This window comes from Pseudomonas sp. zfem003, assembly GCF_032621675.1.
GTDB classification, from domain to species: domain Bacteria; phylum Pseudomonadota; class Gammaproteobacteria; order Pseudomonadales; family Pseudomonadaceae; genus Metapseudomonas; species Metapseudomonas otitidis.
Window position 1 is genome coordinate 170,092 of sequence record NZ_JAVYJG010000013.1, and the last position, 15,281, is coordinate 185,372.

The following is a 15,281-nucleotide window of genomic DNA, read 5'->3' on the forward strand; positions in this document are numbered from 1 at the left end:
GGAGCTAGATGACCATGAGTGTGGAAACTCAAAAAGAAACCCTGGGCTTCCAGACCGAGGTGAAGCAACTGCTTCACCTGATGATCCATTCCCTCTATTCGAACAAGGAAATCTTCCTCCGCGAGCTGATTTCCAACGCCTCCGACGCCGCCGATAAGCTGCGTTTCGAAGCCCTGGCCAAGCCTGAGCTGCTCGAAGGCGGTGCCGAGCTGAAGATCCGCGTGAGCTTCGACAAGGACGCCAAGACCGTCACCCTCGAAGACAACGGCATCGGCATGAGCCGCGATGAGGTCATCGCCCACCTCGGCACCATCGCCAAGTCCGGCACCGCCGACTTCCTGAAGAACCTGTCGGGCGACCAGAAGAAGGATTCGCACCTGATCGGCCAGTTCGGCGTGGGCTTCTACTCCGCCTTCATCGTCGCCGACAAGGTGGACGTGTTCACCCGTCGCGCCGGCCTCTCCGCCGCCGATGGCGTGCACTGGTCCTCCCGCGGCGAGGGCGAATTCGACATCGCCAACGTCGAGAAGGCCGAGCGCGGCACCCGCATCGTCCTGCACCTGAAAGCCGGCGAGGAAGAGTTCGCCGATGGCTGGCGCCTGCGCAACGTCATCAAGAAGTACTCCGACCACATCGCCCTGCCCATCGAACTGCCGAAGGAGCACCACGGCGAAGAGAAGGACAAACCGGCCGAGCCGGAGTGGGAAACCGTCAACCGCGCCAGCGCCCTGTGGACCCGCCCGCGCACCGAGGTGAAGGACGAGGAGTACCAGGAGTTCTACAAGCACATCGCCCATGACTTCGAGAACCCGCTGTCCTGGAGCCACAACAAGGTCGAGGGCAAGCTGGAATACACCTCGCTGCTCTACGTACCGGGCCGCGCACCGTTCGACCTGTACCACCGCGAAGCGCCGAAGGGCCTCAAGCTCTACGTCCAGCGCGTGTTCATCATGGACCAGGCCGAGCAGTTCCTGCCGCTGTACCTGCGCTTCATCAAGGGCGTGGTGGACTCCAACGACCTGTCCCTGAACGTCTCCCGCGAGATCCTCCAGAACGGCCCGGTGATCGACTCCATGAAGTCGGCACTGACCAAGCGCGTGCTGGACATGCTGGAGAAACTGGCCAAGAACGAACCCGAGCAATACAAGGGCTTCTGGAAGAACTTCGGCCAGGTCCTCAAGGAAGGCCCGGCGGAAGACTTCGCCAACAAGGAGAAGATCGCCGGCCTGCTGCGCTTCGCCTCCACCCACGACGAGAGCGGCGAGCAGAGCGTCGGCCTGGCCGACTACCTCGGCCGCCTGAAGGATGGCCAGGACAAGGTCTACTACCTCACCGGCGAGTCCTACGCCCAGGTGAAGAACAGCCCGCACCTGGAAGTCTTCCGCAAGAAAGGCATCGAAGTGCTGCTGCTCACCGACCGCATCGACGAGTGGCTGATGAGCTACCTCACCGAGTTCGACGGCAAGCAGTTCGTCGACGTCGCCCGTGGCGACCTGGACCTCGGCAAGCTGGACTCGGAAGAGGACAAGAAGGCCCAGGAAGAAGTCGCCAAGGCCAAGGAAGGGCTGGTGGAGCGCCTGAAGGGCGCACTGGGCGAGCAGGTGGCCGAGGTGCGTGTCTCCCACCGCCTGACCGACTCCCCGGCGATCCTCGCCATCGGCGAACAGGACCTGGGCCTGCAGATGCGCCAGATCCTCGAAGCCAGCGGGCAGAAGGTGCCGGACTCCAAGCCCATCTTCGAGTTCAACCCCAGCCACCCGCTGATCGAGAAGCTGGACAACGAGCAGGATGAAGAGCGCTTCGGCGAGCTGTCCCACATCCTCTTCGACCAGGCCGCCCTGGCCGCCGGCGACAGCCTGAAGGACCCGGCCGCCTACGTGCGCCGCCTGAACAAGCTGCTGGTGGAACTCTCCGCCTGAGTCGAACGGTCGTAACCGCTGCCATGAAAAAGCCCGCGTCAGCGGGCTTTTTCATGGGGCATTGGCGATCAGAAGATGCCTTTCTTGCTGGCCTCCAGGATGGTGGCCTTGTTGTTGTCGTAGTGAACCTGGTTGATTTTGGTGAAGGGGTTGGCCACGAAGGCGCCCGGAAGCAGGAGGATCTGGATCCAGGTGCGGACGCCATCCTCCTTGGTCAGCGTGGCCAGCACCTGCCCGTTGCGATCGCGGTAGATGGTTTCGGTGATCACGCGGTCTTCACCGGTTGCCGGGATGACGCCGAGTGTGAAGCCGCTGATGAACGCTAGCGCCATGCTCCCGTGGCCATCGTTGGTCACCTTGACCTCCGCCGTGATGTCGGCATCGCCAAAGCCTTCGTTGACCGACGAGAACAGGTTCGACTCCTGGTAGGCCTTGCCAACGATGTCGGACCACGACTTGACCACGGCCGGTGCAGCCGTGCTGTCCGCATCGTTCATCTTCATCCGGCCTTCCACGACATAACGCAGCGAAGGCTTCTGTTCCTTGGCCGCCGGCCAGGCGCCCAGGTCAGCGGTTTCGCCGGAGCGGAAGCCCGCGCAACCGGTGAGCAGGGCCAGGCCCAGGAAGAGGGCGGAGATTCGCAGGAGACGGGTCATTTCGTGTGTTTCCCAAGGTCGGATTGATACTGGTTGAGCAGGTCGTCGAGCGCGCTGCGGCGCTCCGGGCTGCCGTTGACGGTGCCCATCGAGTAGAGCGAGACGCTGTGTTCGGCGTGCTGGCGGGTCTGGTAGCTGTAGAGCAGCTTGCCCTGCGCATCGCTGACCTGGAGGCGGCCGCTGACGTTGGACTCGTCGATGTGGGTCGTGCCGCCGAACCAGATGTAGCCGGTCAGGGTCACGATGGCGAAGGGGAAGTAGCCGCCATAGGGCCGACGGTGGACGTTGTAGGTGTCGAAGCTGAACGAGAGCACCTGGTCATCGGCCGCGACGGCCTGGCCGGGCATGCGCACATTGCTGAACCGATTGCTCGCCTTGAGGTAGTTGCCCAGGCTGAGGGTCATGCCGGTGGACTGGGTCTTTCCGGCATTCCAGTTGACGAAGGTCTTGTCGGTGACCTCCACGCTGGCCAGGGCGACGCTTTGCTGGCTGGTGGTGGCGGTCTTGTCGGGAGTGGGGAAATCCGTGCCCTGGGGCACGGTAGCGCACCCCGTCAGCATGGACAGGGCGAGAAGGACAGCGGCGAAAGGCCCCTTCATGTCACGCTCCTTGTGAGGGAAATGGTCGAGTGTTCTTGGCGCCGGAAAAACGGCGGCGGAATGATGCCGATATGATGGCTCGCTCGCAATGGGGCGCGGTGAATCCGTGCAGCGAAACGCGAAACCCTGCACGAATGGCCGGCGGAGCCTGTCCAAACGGTCGCATGCGCTCGGTGCGCGGTGGCGCTAAGCTCCACTGCCGGCCGATGAGGCCCGCCGAGTGGCTGCCCAATCCCATCCGTCCCGAGAGAGGTGATCCATGACCCAGATCCGCGCCCATGCCATCCGTTACGAACTCGACGGGCAGGCCTTCGAAGGCCAACTGGTCTACGACCCCAGCGTGCAGGACCCGCGCCCCGGGCTGGTGATGGCGCCCAACTGGTTCGGCATCACCGAGACTGCCGTGGAAACGGCGCGCCAGGTGGCCGAGGAGCGGCGTGTGGTGCTGGTGGCGGATCTCTATGGCGCCGAGGTGCGGCCGAAGGATGCCGAGGCGGCGGCTGCCGCCATGCAACCGCTGAAGGAGGATCGTGCCTTGCTGCGCCGTCGCATGCAGGCTGCGCTGCAGGCCCTGCTGGAGCAACACGCGGTGGCCATCGACCCTCAGCGTCTTGCGGCCTTCGGCTTCTGCTTCGGCGGCACCTGCGCGCTGGAGCTGGGCCGAGCGGGGGCTGAGCTCAAGGCTTTCGTCTCCTTCCATGGCGCGCTGGACACCCCCGACCCCACCGACGCCCGCCACATCAAGGGCGCCGTGCTGGTGCTGGACGGCGCCTCCGACCCGCTGGTGCCGCGCACGCAACTGCCGGTCTTCGCCGAGGAAATGAGCGCCGCCGGGGTCGACTGGCAACTGCTCAGTTACGGCGGAGCGGTGCATTCCTTCACCGATCCCGAGGCGAATCGCCCCGGCGTCGCGCAGTACAACCCCAAGGTGGCGCGACGGGCCTTCGCCGCCATGGACGCGTTGCTGGACGAAGTCTTCCTGTAGCGGCCAGCCGGCGCTTGGCAAGGGGGCGGGATGATGGCATTTTGCCGGAGCCCCGCCCCCTGATTTCCGCTCATCGGCATTTGACCGGATGGGCAAGAGGGCATTGACTCCAGACACGCCAGTCGCTGCCCTCGAGACCCACCCGATGTTCGAGTTCTCCCGGTTCTTCTTCGACAACGACCAGCCCACGCTGCTGGTCTTCGGCAGTCACAATCCCTGGCTGGTGCTGTTGTCGGTCTGCATCGCCATCTTCACCTCCGGCATGGCCCTGCAACTGGCCGGCATGGCCCGTCTCAGCCGCGTCCCGCTGTACCGCCAACTGGCCATCGGCACCGGTGCCGTGGCCCTGGGTGGCGGGGTCTGGGCCATGCACTTCATCGGCATGCTGGCCTTCCAGCTGTGCGCCGCCGTGCGCTACGACCCCGGCCTGACCGTGCTCTCCATGCTGCCCAGCCTGTTCGCCTCCTGGGTGGCACTCAACCTGCTGGCCCGTCGCCGGGTGTCGCCGGTGCAGTTCGTCATGGGTGGCGTGCTGGTGGGGGCGGGGATCGGCGCCATGCACTACAGCGGCATGGCGGCCATGCAACTGGCGCCGCTGCTGCGCTACGACCCGCTGATGTTCGGGCTGTCGATCCTGGTCGCCGTGGTGCTGGCGATCATTGCCCTTTGGGTGCGTTTCGGCCTGCGGGGACGCGTCAGCGGGGTGCGCGCCATCCTGCTCAGCGGCACGGTGATGGGGCTGGCCATCAGCGGCATGCACTACACCGGCATGGCGGCGGCGCGTTTCACCGGCATCGAGGAATTCAGCATGCCGCAGCCGGTGGTGGGCGCGGCCTACCTGGCGATGGCGGTGGCCATGGCCACCGTAGCGCTGAGCCTGCTGGTGGCGGCGGTCAACGGCCTGTTGCGCTACCGCGAGCTGTTCCGCGAGCTGGAGGCCGGCCGCGACCACCTCAACTCGCTGCTGGATGCCGCCTTCGAGGTGATCTTCACCATCGACCACCAGGGCGTCATCCGCTCCGTCAACAATGCCGTCTCCGGCCTGTATGGCTGGCAACCCGAGGAGCTGATCGGGCGCCACATGAGCCTGCTGATGCCCGAGCGGCATTCCCGGCAGTTCACCGAGGCGCTGGAGCAATACCGGCTGACCGGGATGTCCCGTCTTTCCGGCAGCGAGCTGGAGGTGTCGGGCATCGGCCGCGATGGGCGGGAGATTCCCGTGCGGGTCAGCCTGGGCGTGACCCAGCGCGACGGCAACCCCTGGTTCGTGGTGTTCGTCGCCGACATCAGCGAGCGCAAGGCCATGGAGCAGGCCCTGCGTGACAGCGAGCAGCAGTACCGGTCGCTGATCCGCAACATACCCGGCGTGTCCTTCCGCTGCCTGATGGACGAGCGCTGCAGCACCCGCTTCGTCAGCGACGCGGTGCGCCGCGTCACCGGCTGGCCGGCGGAGTCCTTCATGAGTGGCGAGCGTTCGCTGATCGAGCTGTGCCACCCGGATGACCGCGAGCGGGTGCTGGACGAGGTCAACGACGCCGCCCGCCTGGGGCGCAGCTACGTGGTGGAGTACCGCCTGTTCGACCGCGATGGCCACGAGCACTGGGTGTGGGAGAGCGGTAGCGTCGACGTCGATGCCCAGGGCGTGCCGCGCTGGGTGGACGGCGTGATGCTGGACCAGACCGAGACCAAGCTGCGCAACGCCGAATACGAGGGCAAGGTGACCGCCATCAGCAAGGCCATGGCGCTGATCGAGTTCGACCTCACCGGCCACGTGCTGGAGGTGAACGAGAACTTCCTCGACCTGTTCGGCTACACCCGCGAGGAGCTGATCGGCCAGCACCACCGCATCTTCTGCGACGCCGACCTGGTGGCCAGCGAGCGCTACCGCCTGTTCTGGGAAGACCTGCGCGAGGGCCATTTCCGCTCCGGGGAGTACCGCCGGCTCGGCAAGGACGGGCGCGATGTGTGGATCCAGGCCACCTACAACCCGATCCTCGATGCCGACGGCCGCCCCTTCAAGATCCTCAAGCTGGCCACCGACCTGACCCCACGGCGGATGATGGAGCAGGACCTGCGCAACGCCCGCGACCGCGCCGAGCAGGCCGCCGCCGCCCGCAGCAGCTTCCTGGCCAACATGAGCCACGAGATCCGCACGCCGATGAACGCCATCATCGGCTTCACCGAACTGCTGCTGGACACGCCCCTGGGCGAAACCCAGCGCCGCCACCTGCGCACCGTGCAGCACTCCTCGCGCTCCCTGCTGGGGTTGCTCAACGACATCCTCGACACCGCCAAGCTCGACCGGGGCGCCATCGAGCTGGAGGACATCGATTTCTCCCTGCGCGAACTCTGCGAACAGGTCTGCGACTCCCAGCGCCTGGGCGCCGAGCGCAAGGGGCTGAGCCTGGAGCTGGACTACGCCGAGCACCTGGGCGACTACTTCCGCGGCGACCCGTTGCGCCTGCAGCAGGTGGTCACCAACCTGCTGGGCAACGCCGTCAAGTTCACCGAGCGCGGCCGCGTGCGCCTGGTGGTGGACGGCGCCCCCGGCGCCCTGCGCCTGGCCATCCACGACACCGGCATCGGCATCGCCGCCGATCGCCTGGAGAAGATCTTCGACCCCTTCGCCCAGGCCGACGCCTCCATGAGCCGGCGTTTTGGCGGCACCGGGCTGGGCACCACCATCTCCCGCCAACTGGTGGAGCTGATGGGCGGGCGCATCCGCGTCGAGAGCCGGGAAGGCGAGGGCAGCGTGTTCACCGTCGAGGTGCCGCTGGCCGCCGGTGAGCGTGCCCACGTCAATGCGCTGCGCCAGAGCGCACCCACTTTGCCGCCGTTGCGCATCCTGGCAGCGGACGACGTGGCGCAGAACCTGGAGCTGCTCACCCTCAACCTCGAACGCCTGGGGCACCGCGTGCACGGCGTGGAAGACGGTGCGGCCGCGGTCGCCGCCTTTGGCGAGCAGGCCTTCGACCTGGTCCTGATGGACGTGCAGATGCCCGGCATGGATGGCCTGGAAGCCAGCTGTGCGATCCGCCAGCGCGAGCAGGCCGAAGGCCGGCGCCCGGTGCCGATCATCGCCCTGACCGCCAGCGTGCTCGACCGCGACCGGCAGAACGCGCTGGACGCCGGCATGAACGGCTTTGCCGGCAAGCCCCTGGACATGGCCGAGCTGCTGCACGAGATGGCCCGGCTGCTGGGCGTGGAGCCGGGCCGTTATACCGACCCGGCAGCGGCCCAGGCGCCGGCGGACCCGGATGCGCTGTTCGACTGGGTCCGGGGCCAGCAGCTGTGGGGCGGCGCCGTGCAGATGGCCGCCGCCATCGTGCGCTTCCTCGACGAGCAGGAGCGGCTCCTCGGCCACCTGCGCGAGGCTGTCCGGCAGGGCGACTTCAGCGACGTGGTGGCCAACGCCCACCGCCTGCGCGGCGCCGCCGCCAACCTCGGGCTGGACGAGATGGCCGCCTGCGCCGCCGAGCTGGAACATGCCGGCAGCGGCGGCCAGCCGCAGGCCCTGGAGGCGCTGCTGCAGCAACTGGCGGCTATCATGACCAGGGTCCGCGCCGCGGTCCCGGTGTTCCCGGCGGAGGCCGAGGTGGCGTCTGCGCCGGTCCCGCGGGAGGCCCTGCTGGAGGCCAGTCGCCGTCTGGCCGCCGAGCTGGCCCGTGGCGGGCTGGACGACGACGCCCTCGCCCTGTTGCGCCAGGGGCTGGAGGGGCAGGCGGCCCAGGCACGCCTGCACGCGCTGCAACATGCCATTGACGATTTCGACTTCGACCAGGCCCTCCAGCAGCTCACCGAGCTGCAGGCCTGGCTGGAGACAGGAGAGCTATCCCCATCATGAGCCCGACTTCGCCGGACCCGCGCCAGTGCCTGCTGCTGGTGGACGACGAACCCACCAACCTGCAGGTGCTGCGCCACATCCTCCAGGACGACTACCGCCTGCTGTTCGCCAAGGACGGGCCCAAGGCCCTGGAACTGGCCGGCCGCGAGCGGCCCGCCCTGGTCCTGCTGGACGTGATGATGCCGGGCATGACCGGCCATGAGGTGTGCCAGCAGCTCAAGAACGACCCGGCCACCCGCGAGATCCCGGTGATCTTCGTCACCGCCCTGGCCGATACCGAGGATGAGGCCAAGGGCTTCGAGGTCGGCGCCGTCGACTACATCACCAAGCCGGTCAGCCCGGCCATCGTCAAGGCGCGGGTGCGCACCCACCTGTCCCTGGTGCGCATGGACGAACTCAAGCGCACCCGCCTGGAGATCGTCCAGCGGCTCGGCCTCGCCGCCGAATACAAGGACAACGAGACCGGCCTGCACGTCATCCGCATGAGCCATTACTCGCGCATCCTCGCCCGCGCCCTGGGCTGGAGCGAGGCCGACTGCGACGACCTGCTCAACGCCGCACCGATGCACGACGTGGGCAAGATCGGCATCCCCGATGCCGTGCTGCGCAAGCCCGGCAAGCTGGATGCGGACGAGTGGGCGGTGATGCGCCAGCACGTCAGCATCGGCGCCAAGATCATCGGCGAGCACCCCTCCGGGTTGCTGCGCATGGCCCAGCGCATCGCCCTGACCCACCACGAGAAGTGGGACGGCAGCGGCTACCCCAACGGCCTGGCGGGTGAAGGCATCCCCATCGAGGGCCGCATCGTCGCCATTGCCGACGTGTTCGACGCCCTCACCAGCGAGCGTCCCTACAAGCAGGCCTGGCCGGTGGAGGAGGCGGTGGCCTTCCTCCGCGAGCAGAGCGGCCAGCACTTCGACCCGGACCTGGTGGAGCTGTTCATCCAGCAACTGCCCGCCGTGCTGGAGGTCAAGGCGCGCTGGGCCGAGGGGCGCACGGCGTAACCGCGCCCCAGGTTGGGCCGGGCGGCGCTCGGCTTCAGCGCACCGCCGTCTTCACGCCAAAACAATGCCCCAGTTCGGGGAAGCGCCCCTGGCGCACGTCCTCGGCATAGGCCGCCAGGGCCTGCTCGATGCTCGGCGCCAGCGCCGCATAGCGCTTGACGAAGCGCGGCTGGTAGTCACCGAACAGGCCCAGCGCATCCTCGGCCACCAGCACCTGGCCGTCGCAGGCCGGTGACGCGCCGATGCCGATGGTGGGGATCGCCAGTTCCTCGCTCAGGTGCCGGGCCAGCGGCTCGGCGATGCCTTCCAGCACCACCGCGAAGGCACCGGCTGCCTGCATCGCCAGGGCATCGCGGCGTACCCGCTCGGCGCCGGCTGCCTCCAGCCCCTGGGCCTTGAAGCCGCCCAGCACGTTCACCTGCTGTGGCATCAGCCCCACGTGGGCCAGCACCGGTACGCCGCGCGCCACCAGGAAGGCCACGGTTTCGGCCAGTGCCTCGCCGGCCTCCAGCTTCACCGCGGCCGCTCCGGTTTCCCGCAGCACCCGCGCCGCGGCGTGGAAGGCCTGCTCCGGGCTGGCCTGGTAGCTGCCGAAGGGCAGGTCGACTGCCACGCAGGCCCGTTCTGAGCCGCGCATCACCGCCTGGCCGTGGGCGATCATCATCTCCAGGCTCACCCCCAGCGTGCTGGGCAGCCCGTAGAGCACCATGCCCAGCGAGTCGCCGACGATGATCAGGTCCGCCTGGGCGTCCACCCAGCGCGCCATCGGCGTGCTGTAGGCGGTCAGCGACACGATGCTGCCGGGGCCCTTGCGCCGGGCGAGTTCGGGGACGCTGATGCGGGAAACGCGGGTGTGGCTGCTCATGACGGACTCCGGGGGAGGGCAATGGAAACGCGAGGCAGGCTACCATCGGCCTTTCGCTTCCCACTTGAGCAGAAGAGACAGCCCATGCCGCACCGGGGACAAGATGCCGTGATCCCGCCGATACCCACCTGCGCGCGCCTGCCGCGCCCGGTGTACCCGCGCATGTTCGACATTCCGGGAGGCCACCCCATCGCCCTGCACAGCCACCCCTGGGTGCAGTTCACCTACGCCCGCTCCGGGCTCATGCAGGTGCTGACCGAAGACCACAGCTACCTGGTGCCGCCACAGTGCGCCCTGTGGGTCCCGCCGGGCCTGGCCCACACCGCCTCCAGCGAGGGCACCCTGGAATTCCGCAGCCTCTACCTGGACGCCAGCATCCTCGATGGCTTCCAGCGGCCCTGTGCCGTGCTGCAGGTCACCCCGTTGCTGCGGGAACTGATGGAGCGCGCCGCCAACTTCACCCCGGACTACCCCGAGGACGGCGTCGAAGCGCGCCTGCTGCGGGTGCTGGTGGACGAGATCCGCGCCTTGCCCGAGGCGCCCTTCAAGCTGCCGCTGCCCACCGACCCGCGCCTCAGGCGCATCACCGACAGCCTGCGCGCCGACCCCGGCGACGGGCGTGGCATCGAGGCCTGGGCCCAGGAGGTGGGCGCCACCCGCCGCACCCTCGCACGGCTGTTCCAGGCCCAGACGCGACTCTCCTTCAGCGAGTGGCGGCAACGCCTGCGCCTGCTCGCCGCGCTGCCACGCCTGGCCGAAGGCGTCAGCGTCACCGCCCTGGCGGGCGAGCTCGGCTACGACTCCACCTCCGCCTTCATCGCCCTGTTCCAGCGCCACTACGGCTGCACCCCGGGTGCCTGGGCCAAGCGCCTGGGCGGGGCCGCCTGACCGACGCGGGAGGCCGCCCAACCGGCGCGCCTTCCCCTGCCTGACCTGACCGTCGCCCGGGGGCGAGGGTGACCGATGCTGCCGATTTGGGTTAACGCGCCCGGGGGGATCTCCCTAGGATCGAACCTGCCTGTGATTGCACAACAACAAGCTCCATCCGGTTCCCGGGCGAACCTCACATCGGCTGCCTCATACAACAAGGTCAAGAAAATGAGCGTATCTATGTCGGTCAACGGCTCCTCATCCAACGAGCTGAGGCGCGGCGCACTGGGCGTCGGCTTCATCATCTTCTTCGTGGTCTCCGCCGCCAGCCCGCTGAGCGTCATCGCTGGCGGCTTCCCCATCGGCATCATGCTGGGCAACGGCCCGGGCACGCCGGCGCTGCTGGTCCTGGCGCTGCTGGTGCTGCTGGCGTTCTCGGTCGGCTACACCACCATGTCCCGCCATGTGACCAACGCCGGCGGCTTCTACGCCTTCTCCTCCCGGGGGCTTGGCGGGCTGGCGGGTGGTGCCGCCGGCGTCCTCGCCATGTGCGCCTATAACATCCTCCAGGTGGGGCTCTACGGCATGTTCGGCGGCGTCGCGGCCGGCACCCTGTCCAGCGTCTTCGGGCTGGACCTGCCCTGGTGGGCGTACTCGCTGCTGGCCATGCTGAGCATCGCGATCCTCGGCTACCGCAACATCGACCTCTCGGCACGGCTGCTGTCGGTCATCGTCATCGCCGAGTACCTGGCGATCCTCACCCTCGACGTGGCGATCCTGCGCAGCGGCGGCGACAGCGGCATCAACTTCGCCTCCTTCGAGCCGACCCACGTCCTCAGCGGCGCGCCCGCCATCGGCCTGCTGTTCTGCTTCGCCGCCTTCATCGGCTTCGAGGCCACCACCATCTACGGCGAAGAGGCCAAGGACCCGCAGCGCACCATCCCCATCGCCACCTACGCCTCGGTCCTGCTGATCGGCTGCTTCTACGCGCTGTCCATCTGGTCCCTGGTGATCGGCGTCGGGGTCGACAAGATCGTCCCGACCCTGCTGGCCCTGCCGGACCCGACCACCTTCATCTACGGCATGTCCGACCACTTCGTCGGGCCGGGCCTGACCTCGCTGATCCGCGTGCTGTTCATGGTCAGCATCTATGCCGGCCTGCTGGCCTTCCACAACGCCGCCGCCCGCTACTTCTACGCCATCGGCCGCGACGGCCTGCTGCCGCGCCAGCTCGGCACCACCCACCGGCTGCACCAGAGCCCGCACATGGGGTCGGCCCTGCAGAGCCTGATCGCGGCGGTGGTGGTGCTGGCCTTCGCCGCCCTGGGGGCCGACCCGATCCTGCAGCTGTTCGCCTGGTTCTCCAGCCTCGCCACCCTCTGCCTGGTGCTGCTGATGGCACTGACCTCGGCGGCGGTGCTGGTGTACTTCAGTCGCCACCCCGAGCTGCGCCTGGGCATCCTGCGCAGCCGCATCCTCCCGGGCTTCTCCTGCATCGCCCTGCTGGGTGTGCTGGGCATCGCGGTGCTGCACTTCGACGTGCTCACCGGCTCCAGCAAGCTCCTGTCCTACGGCCTGTGCGCGGTGATCCCGGTGGCGCTGCTGCTCGGCGTCGCCATGGCGGCGCGGCTGCGCAAGCTCTCCCCCGAGCGCTTCCACGCCCTGGGCAGCCACAAGCTGTAGCGGCGCCTTTCCCAACGCAAACCCTGTAGCCGCCGGCCCAAGCGGTGGCACGTGAATGGAAGACGGTCATGCACGACTATCGAATGCTCATCGACGGCGCCTGGGTAGCAGGCGAAAACGGTCACTTCGAGGTGATCAACCCCGCCAGCGGACGTGCCTTCGCGCAGTGTCCCGCCGGCTCCCTGGAGCAGGTCGACCAGGCCGTACACGCGGCCCAGGTGGCCTTCCGCCAATGGCGGCTTAGCAGCCACGCCACCCGCTGCACGGCCCTGCAGCGCATCGCCGACGACATCGAGGCCGAAGCCGAGGCCCTGGCCACCCTGGTGGTGCAGGAGCAGGGCAAGCCCTTCGCCCTGGCGATGTCGGAGATCATGGGCGGCGCCGCCTGGACCCGCTACAGCGCCGAGAGCGAGATCCCCGTGCGGCTGGTGGAGGACACCCCGACCCAGCGCATCGAACTGCACCACAAGCCGCTGGGCGTGGTGGCCTCCATCACCCCCTGGAACTGGCCGTTCATGATCGCCGTGTGGCACATCATGCCCGCCCTGCGCTCCGGCAACTGCGTGGTCAGCAAACCCTCCAGCCTCACGCCCCTGAGCACCCTCAAGCTGGTGGAGATCATCGCCCGCCACGTGCCCCGGGGCGTGATCAACATCGTCACCGGCGAGCGCGGCTTCGGCGGCGCCATCGCCAGCCACCCGGGCATCCGCAAGATCGTCTTCACCGGCTCCACCGCCACCGGCCAGAGCGTGATGCGTGCCGCCGCCGGCAACCTCAAGCGGCTGACCCTGGAACTGGGCGGCAACGATGCCGGCATCGTCCTGCCCGGCACGCCGGTGGAGCAGGTGGCCGAGGCCATCTTCCAGGCCGCCTTCCTCAACATGGGGCAGACCTGCGCCGCGCTGAAGCGCCTCTACATCCATGAGTCCCAGTACCAGGCGTTCTCCCAGGCCCTGGTCGAACTGGCCGGGCGCCAGGTGATCGGCGACGGCCTAGAAGCCGACGTCACCTTCGGCCCGGTTCAGAACGCCGAGCAACTGGCGCTCGTGGAGAACCTGGTGGCCGATGCCCAGGCCCAGGGCGGTCGCGTGCTGTGCGGTGGCGCACGGCTGGACCGGGAGGGCTTCTTCTACCCGCCGACCCTGGTTGCCGACGTCACCGACGGCCAGCGCCTGGTGGACGAGGAGCAGTTCGGCCCCGTGCTGCCGCTGATCGCCTACCGCGATGTCGAGGACGTCCTGGCCCGCGCCAACGCCAGCGACATGGGCCTGGGCGGCTCCGTCTGGGGCGCCGATGCCGGCGAGGCCCAGGCACTCGCCCAGCGCCTGGAAAGCGGCGTGGCCTGGGTCAACTGCCACGCCCAGATCCAGCCCAACACCCCCTTCGGCGGCTGCAAGCTTTCCGGCTTCGGCGTCGAGTTCGGATTGGAGGGCCTGCTGGAGTTCACCACCCAGCAGTTGCTCTACGTACGCAAGCAAGAAGGCCAGTGAGGAGCAGCACCATGTACGAGCGCTACAAGACCGCCGAGAAGAAGTTCTGGCACCCCATGAGTGCCTCCGCCGCCGCCCATCGCGGCAAGACCCTGGTCATCGCCCGGGGCGACGGCAACCACATCACCGACATCGACGGCAACCGCCTGCTGGATGGCGTCGGCGGGCTGTGGAACGTCAACGTCGGGCACAACCGCGCCGAAGTGAAGGCCGCCATCGCCGCGCAGCTGGACGAGCTGGCCTACTACCAGACCTTCGACGGCATCGCCCATCCCCGGGTCTTCGACCTGGCCGACCGGCTCACCGCGATGTTCGCCCAGGAGCGCATGACCCGGGTGCTGTTCAACTCCGGCGGATCGGACGCCGTGGAAACCGCCCTGAAGATGGCCCGCCAGTACTGGATCGCCGCCGGCCAGCCCGGTCGCACGCGCTTCCTGTCGCTGCGCAACGGCTACCACGGCGTGCACATCGGTGGCACCTCGGTGGGGGGCAACGGCGTGTACCACTACAACCACGGCCCGCTGCTGGGCGGCTGCCACCTGCTGGACACCCCCTGGCTCTACCGCAACCCCTGGGACTGCCGCGACCCGGAGCAACTGGTGGAGCACTGCATCCGCCAGCTCGAAGAGCAGATCGCCCTGCTCGGCGCCCAGACCATCGCCGCCTTCATCGCCGAGCCGGTGCAGGGCGCCGGTGGCGTGATCGTGCCGCCGGCCACCTACTGGAAGCGCCTGCGCGAGGTCTGCGACCGCCACGAAATCCTGCTGATCGCCGACGAAGTGGTCACCGGCTTCGGCCGCTCCGGCTGCATGCTCGGCAGCCGTGGCTGGGGCGTCGCCCCCGACATCCTCTGCCTGGCCAAGGGCATCTCCGCCGGCTACATCCCCCTGGGCGCCACGCTGTTCAACCAGCGCATCAGCGACGCCATCGAGCACGGCCCCGGCTTCAGCAACGTGGTCATGCACGGCTACACCTACAGCGGGCACCCCACCGCCTGCGCCGCCGCCCTGGCGGTGCTGGACATCGTCGAAGCCGAGGACCTGCCCGGCAACGCCGCACGGGTCGGGGCGGCGCTCATCGAGCAACTGCTGCCCCTGGCCGAACGCTACGACGTGGTGGGCGAGGTGCGTGGCAAGGGGCTGATGATCGCCCTCGACCTGGTGGCCGACAAACGCACCCGGCAACCCCTGGACCCGGCTGCTGGCCACGCCGCACGCATTGCCGAGAGCGCCCGTGCCGAAGGCGTGCTGGTACGTCCGGTGGGCAACAAGATCATCCTCTCGCCGCCGCTGACCCTGACCCAGGACGAAGCCGGCACCCTCGCGGCCGCGCTCGACGCAGCGCTCGCCCAGAACCGCTGACCACG

Annotated in this window: 11 protein-coding genes; 8 read left to right on the forward strand and 3 right to left on the reverse strand. The window is 68.3% G+C overall.

Features of this window, described 5'->3' with window-relative positions:
• Positions 1 to 14: 14 nt before the first annotated feature.
• Entirely contained in the window at positions 15 to 1,919 is a 1,905-nt protein-coding gene (gene htpG, locus RTK35_RS27945) for a molecular chaperone HtpG (RefSeq protein WP_142010632.1), read from the forward strand.
• A 68-nt stretch (positions 1,920 to 1,987) separates the two neighbouring features.
• On the opposite strand, the gene RTK35_RS27950 is transcribed toward htpG, so the two are convergent.
• Both RTK35_RS27950 and RTK35_RS27955 read right to left on the reverse strand, forming a co-directional pair.
• Positions 1,988 to 2,575, reverse strand: a complete 588-nt coding sequence (locus tag RTK35_RS27950) for a hypothetical protein (RefSeq protein ID WP_044407901.1) — start codon at positions 2,573 to 2,575, stop codon at positions 1,988 to 1,990.
• Positions 2,572 to 3,174: a hypothetical protein gene (locus RTK35_RS27955; RefSeq protein ID WP_052807616.1), complete on the reverse strand. Its 603-nt coding sequence runs from the start codon at positions 3,172 to 3,174 to the stop codon at positions 2,572 to 2,574. The genes RTK35_RS27950 and RTK35_RS27955 overlap by 4 nt, the downstream gene beginning before the upstream one ends.
• Before the next feature lie 259 nt (positions 3,175 to 3,433).
• Between RTK35_RS27955 and RTK35_RS27960 the strand changes: the two genes are divergently transcribed.
• The 3 genes from RTK35_RS27960 (at position 3,434) to RTK35_RS27970 (ending at position 9,007) form a co-directional block, all read left to right on the forward strand.
• Positions 3,434 to 4,159, forward strand: coding sequence for a dienelactone hydrolase family protein (locus tag RTK35_RS27960; RefSeq protein ID WP_316909501.1), 726 nt, complete (start codon positions 3,434 to 3,436; stop codon positions 4,157 to 4,159).
• A 145-nt stretch (positions 4,160 to 4,304) separates the two neighbouring features.
• Positions 4,305 to 8,003: a PAS domain S-box protein gene (locus RTK35_RS27965; protein WP_316909502.1), complete on the forward strand. Its 3,699-nt coding sequence runs from the start codon at positions 4,305 to 4,307 to the stop codon at positions 8,001 to 8,003.
• A complete protein-coding gene (locus RTK35_RS27970; RefSeq protein ID WP_316909503.1) occupies positions 8,000 to 9,007 on the forward strand; it encodes a two-component system response regulator in 1,008 nt (335 codons plus the stop codon). Before RTK35_RS27965 ends, RTK35_RS27970 begins: the two co-directional genes overlap by 4 nt.
• 34 nt (positions 9,008 to 9,041) lie before the next feature.
• On the opposite strand, the gene panB is transcribed toward RTK35_RS27970, so the two are convergent.
• The gene (gene panB / locus RTK35_RS27975; RefSeq protein ID WP_316909504.1) at positions 9,042 to 9,872 is read right to left on the reverse strand and encodes a 3-methyl-2-oxobutanoate hydroxymethyltransferase; all 831 of its coding nucleotides are present in this window, start codon (positions 9,870 to 9,872) and stop codon (positions 9,042 to 9,044) included.
• A gap of 84 nt (positions 9,873 to 9,956) precedes the next feature.
• On the opposite strand from panB, the gene RTK35_RS27980 reads away from it, so the two are divergent.
• From RTK35_RS27980 to RTK35_RS27995, 4 genes are all read left to right on the forward strand, one after another.
• Positions 9,957 to 10,760 (forward strand): AraC family transcriptional regulator, encoded by an 804-nt coding sequence (locus tag RTK35_RS27980; RefSeq protein ID WP_044407889.1) that lies wholly within the window; start codon positions 9,957 to 9,959, stop codon positions 10,758 to 10,760.
• Between the two features lie 210 nt (positions 10,761 to 10,970).
• Positions 10,971 to 12,425 (forward strand): APC family permease, encoded by a 1,455-nt coding sequence (locus tag RTK35_RS27985; protein ID WP_142010616.1) that lies wholly within the window; start codon positions 10,971 to 10,973, stop codon positions 12,423 to 12,425.
• A gap of 68 nt (positions 12,426 to 12,493) precedes the next feature.
• On the forward strand, positions 12,494 to 13,915 hold the full coding sequence (locus tag RTK35_RS27990) for an aldehyde dehydrogenase family protein (RefSeq protein WP_316909505.1): 1,422 nt from the start codon (positions 12,494 to 12,496) through the stop codon (positions 13,913 to 13,915).
• An 11-nt stretch (positions 13,916 to 13,926) separates the two neighbouring features.
• Positions 13,927 to 15,276, forward strand: coding sequence for an aminotransferase class III-fold pyridoxal phosphate-dependent enzyme (locus RTK35_RS27995; protein WP_316909506.1), 1,350 nt, complete (start codon positions 13,927 to 13,929; stop codon positions 15,274 to 15,276).
• The last annotated feature ends 5 nt before the right edge of the window (positions 15,277 to 15,281 follow it).

Bases quoted from the DNA above. Each gene is read 5' to 3' on its own strand.
- RTK35_RS27995 (WP_316909506.1), top strand. From the start codon at position 13,927: ATGTACGAGCGCTACAAGACCGCCGAGAAGAAGTTCTGGCACCCCATG.
- htpG (WP_142010632.1), top strand. From the start codon at position 15: ATGAGTGTGGAAACTCAAAAAGAAACCCTGGGCTTCCAGACCGAGGTG.
- RTK35_RS27985 (WP_142010616.1), top strand. From the start codon at position 10,971: ATGAGCGTATCTATGTCGGTCAACGGCTCCTCATCCAACGAGCTGAGG.
- RTK35_RS27955 (WP_052807616.1), bottom strand. From the start codon at position 3,174: ATGAAGGGGCCTTTCGCCGCTGTCCTTCTCGCCCTGTCCATGCTGACG.
- RTK35_RS27965 (WP_316909502.1), top strand. From the start codon at position 4,305: ATGTTCGAGTTCTCCCGGTTCTTCTTCGACAACGACCAGCCCACGCTG.
- RTK35_RS27980 (WP_044407889.1), top strand. From the start codon at position 9,957: ATGCCGCACCGGGGACAAGATGCCGTGATCCCGCCGATACCCACCTGC.
- RTK35_RS27990 (WP_316909505.1), top strand. From the start codon at position 12,494: ATGCACGACTATCGAATGCTCATCGACGGCGCCTGGGTAGCAGGCGAA.
- panB (WP_316909504.1), bottom strand. From the start codon at position 9,872: ATGAGCAGCCACACCCGCGTTTCCCGCATCAGCGTCCCCGAACTCGCC.
- RTK35_RS27960 (WP_316909501.1), top strand. From the start codon at position 3,434: ATGACCCAGATCCGCGCCCATGCCATCCGTTACGAACTCGACGGGCAG.
- RTK35_RS27970 (WP_316909503.1), top strand. From the start codon at position 8,000: ATGAGCCCGACTTCGCCGGACCCGCGCCAGTGCCTGCTGCTGGTGGAC.
- RTK35_RS27950 (WP_044407901.1), bottom strand. From the start codon at position 2,575: ATGACCCGTCTCCTGCGAATCTCCGCCCTCTTCCTGGGCCTGGCCCTG.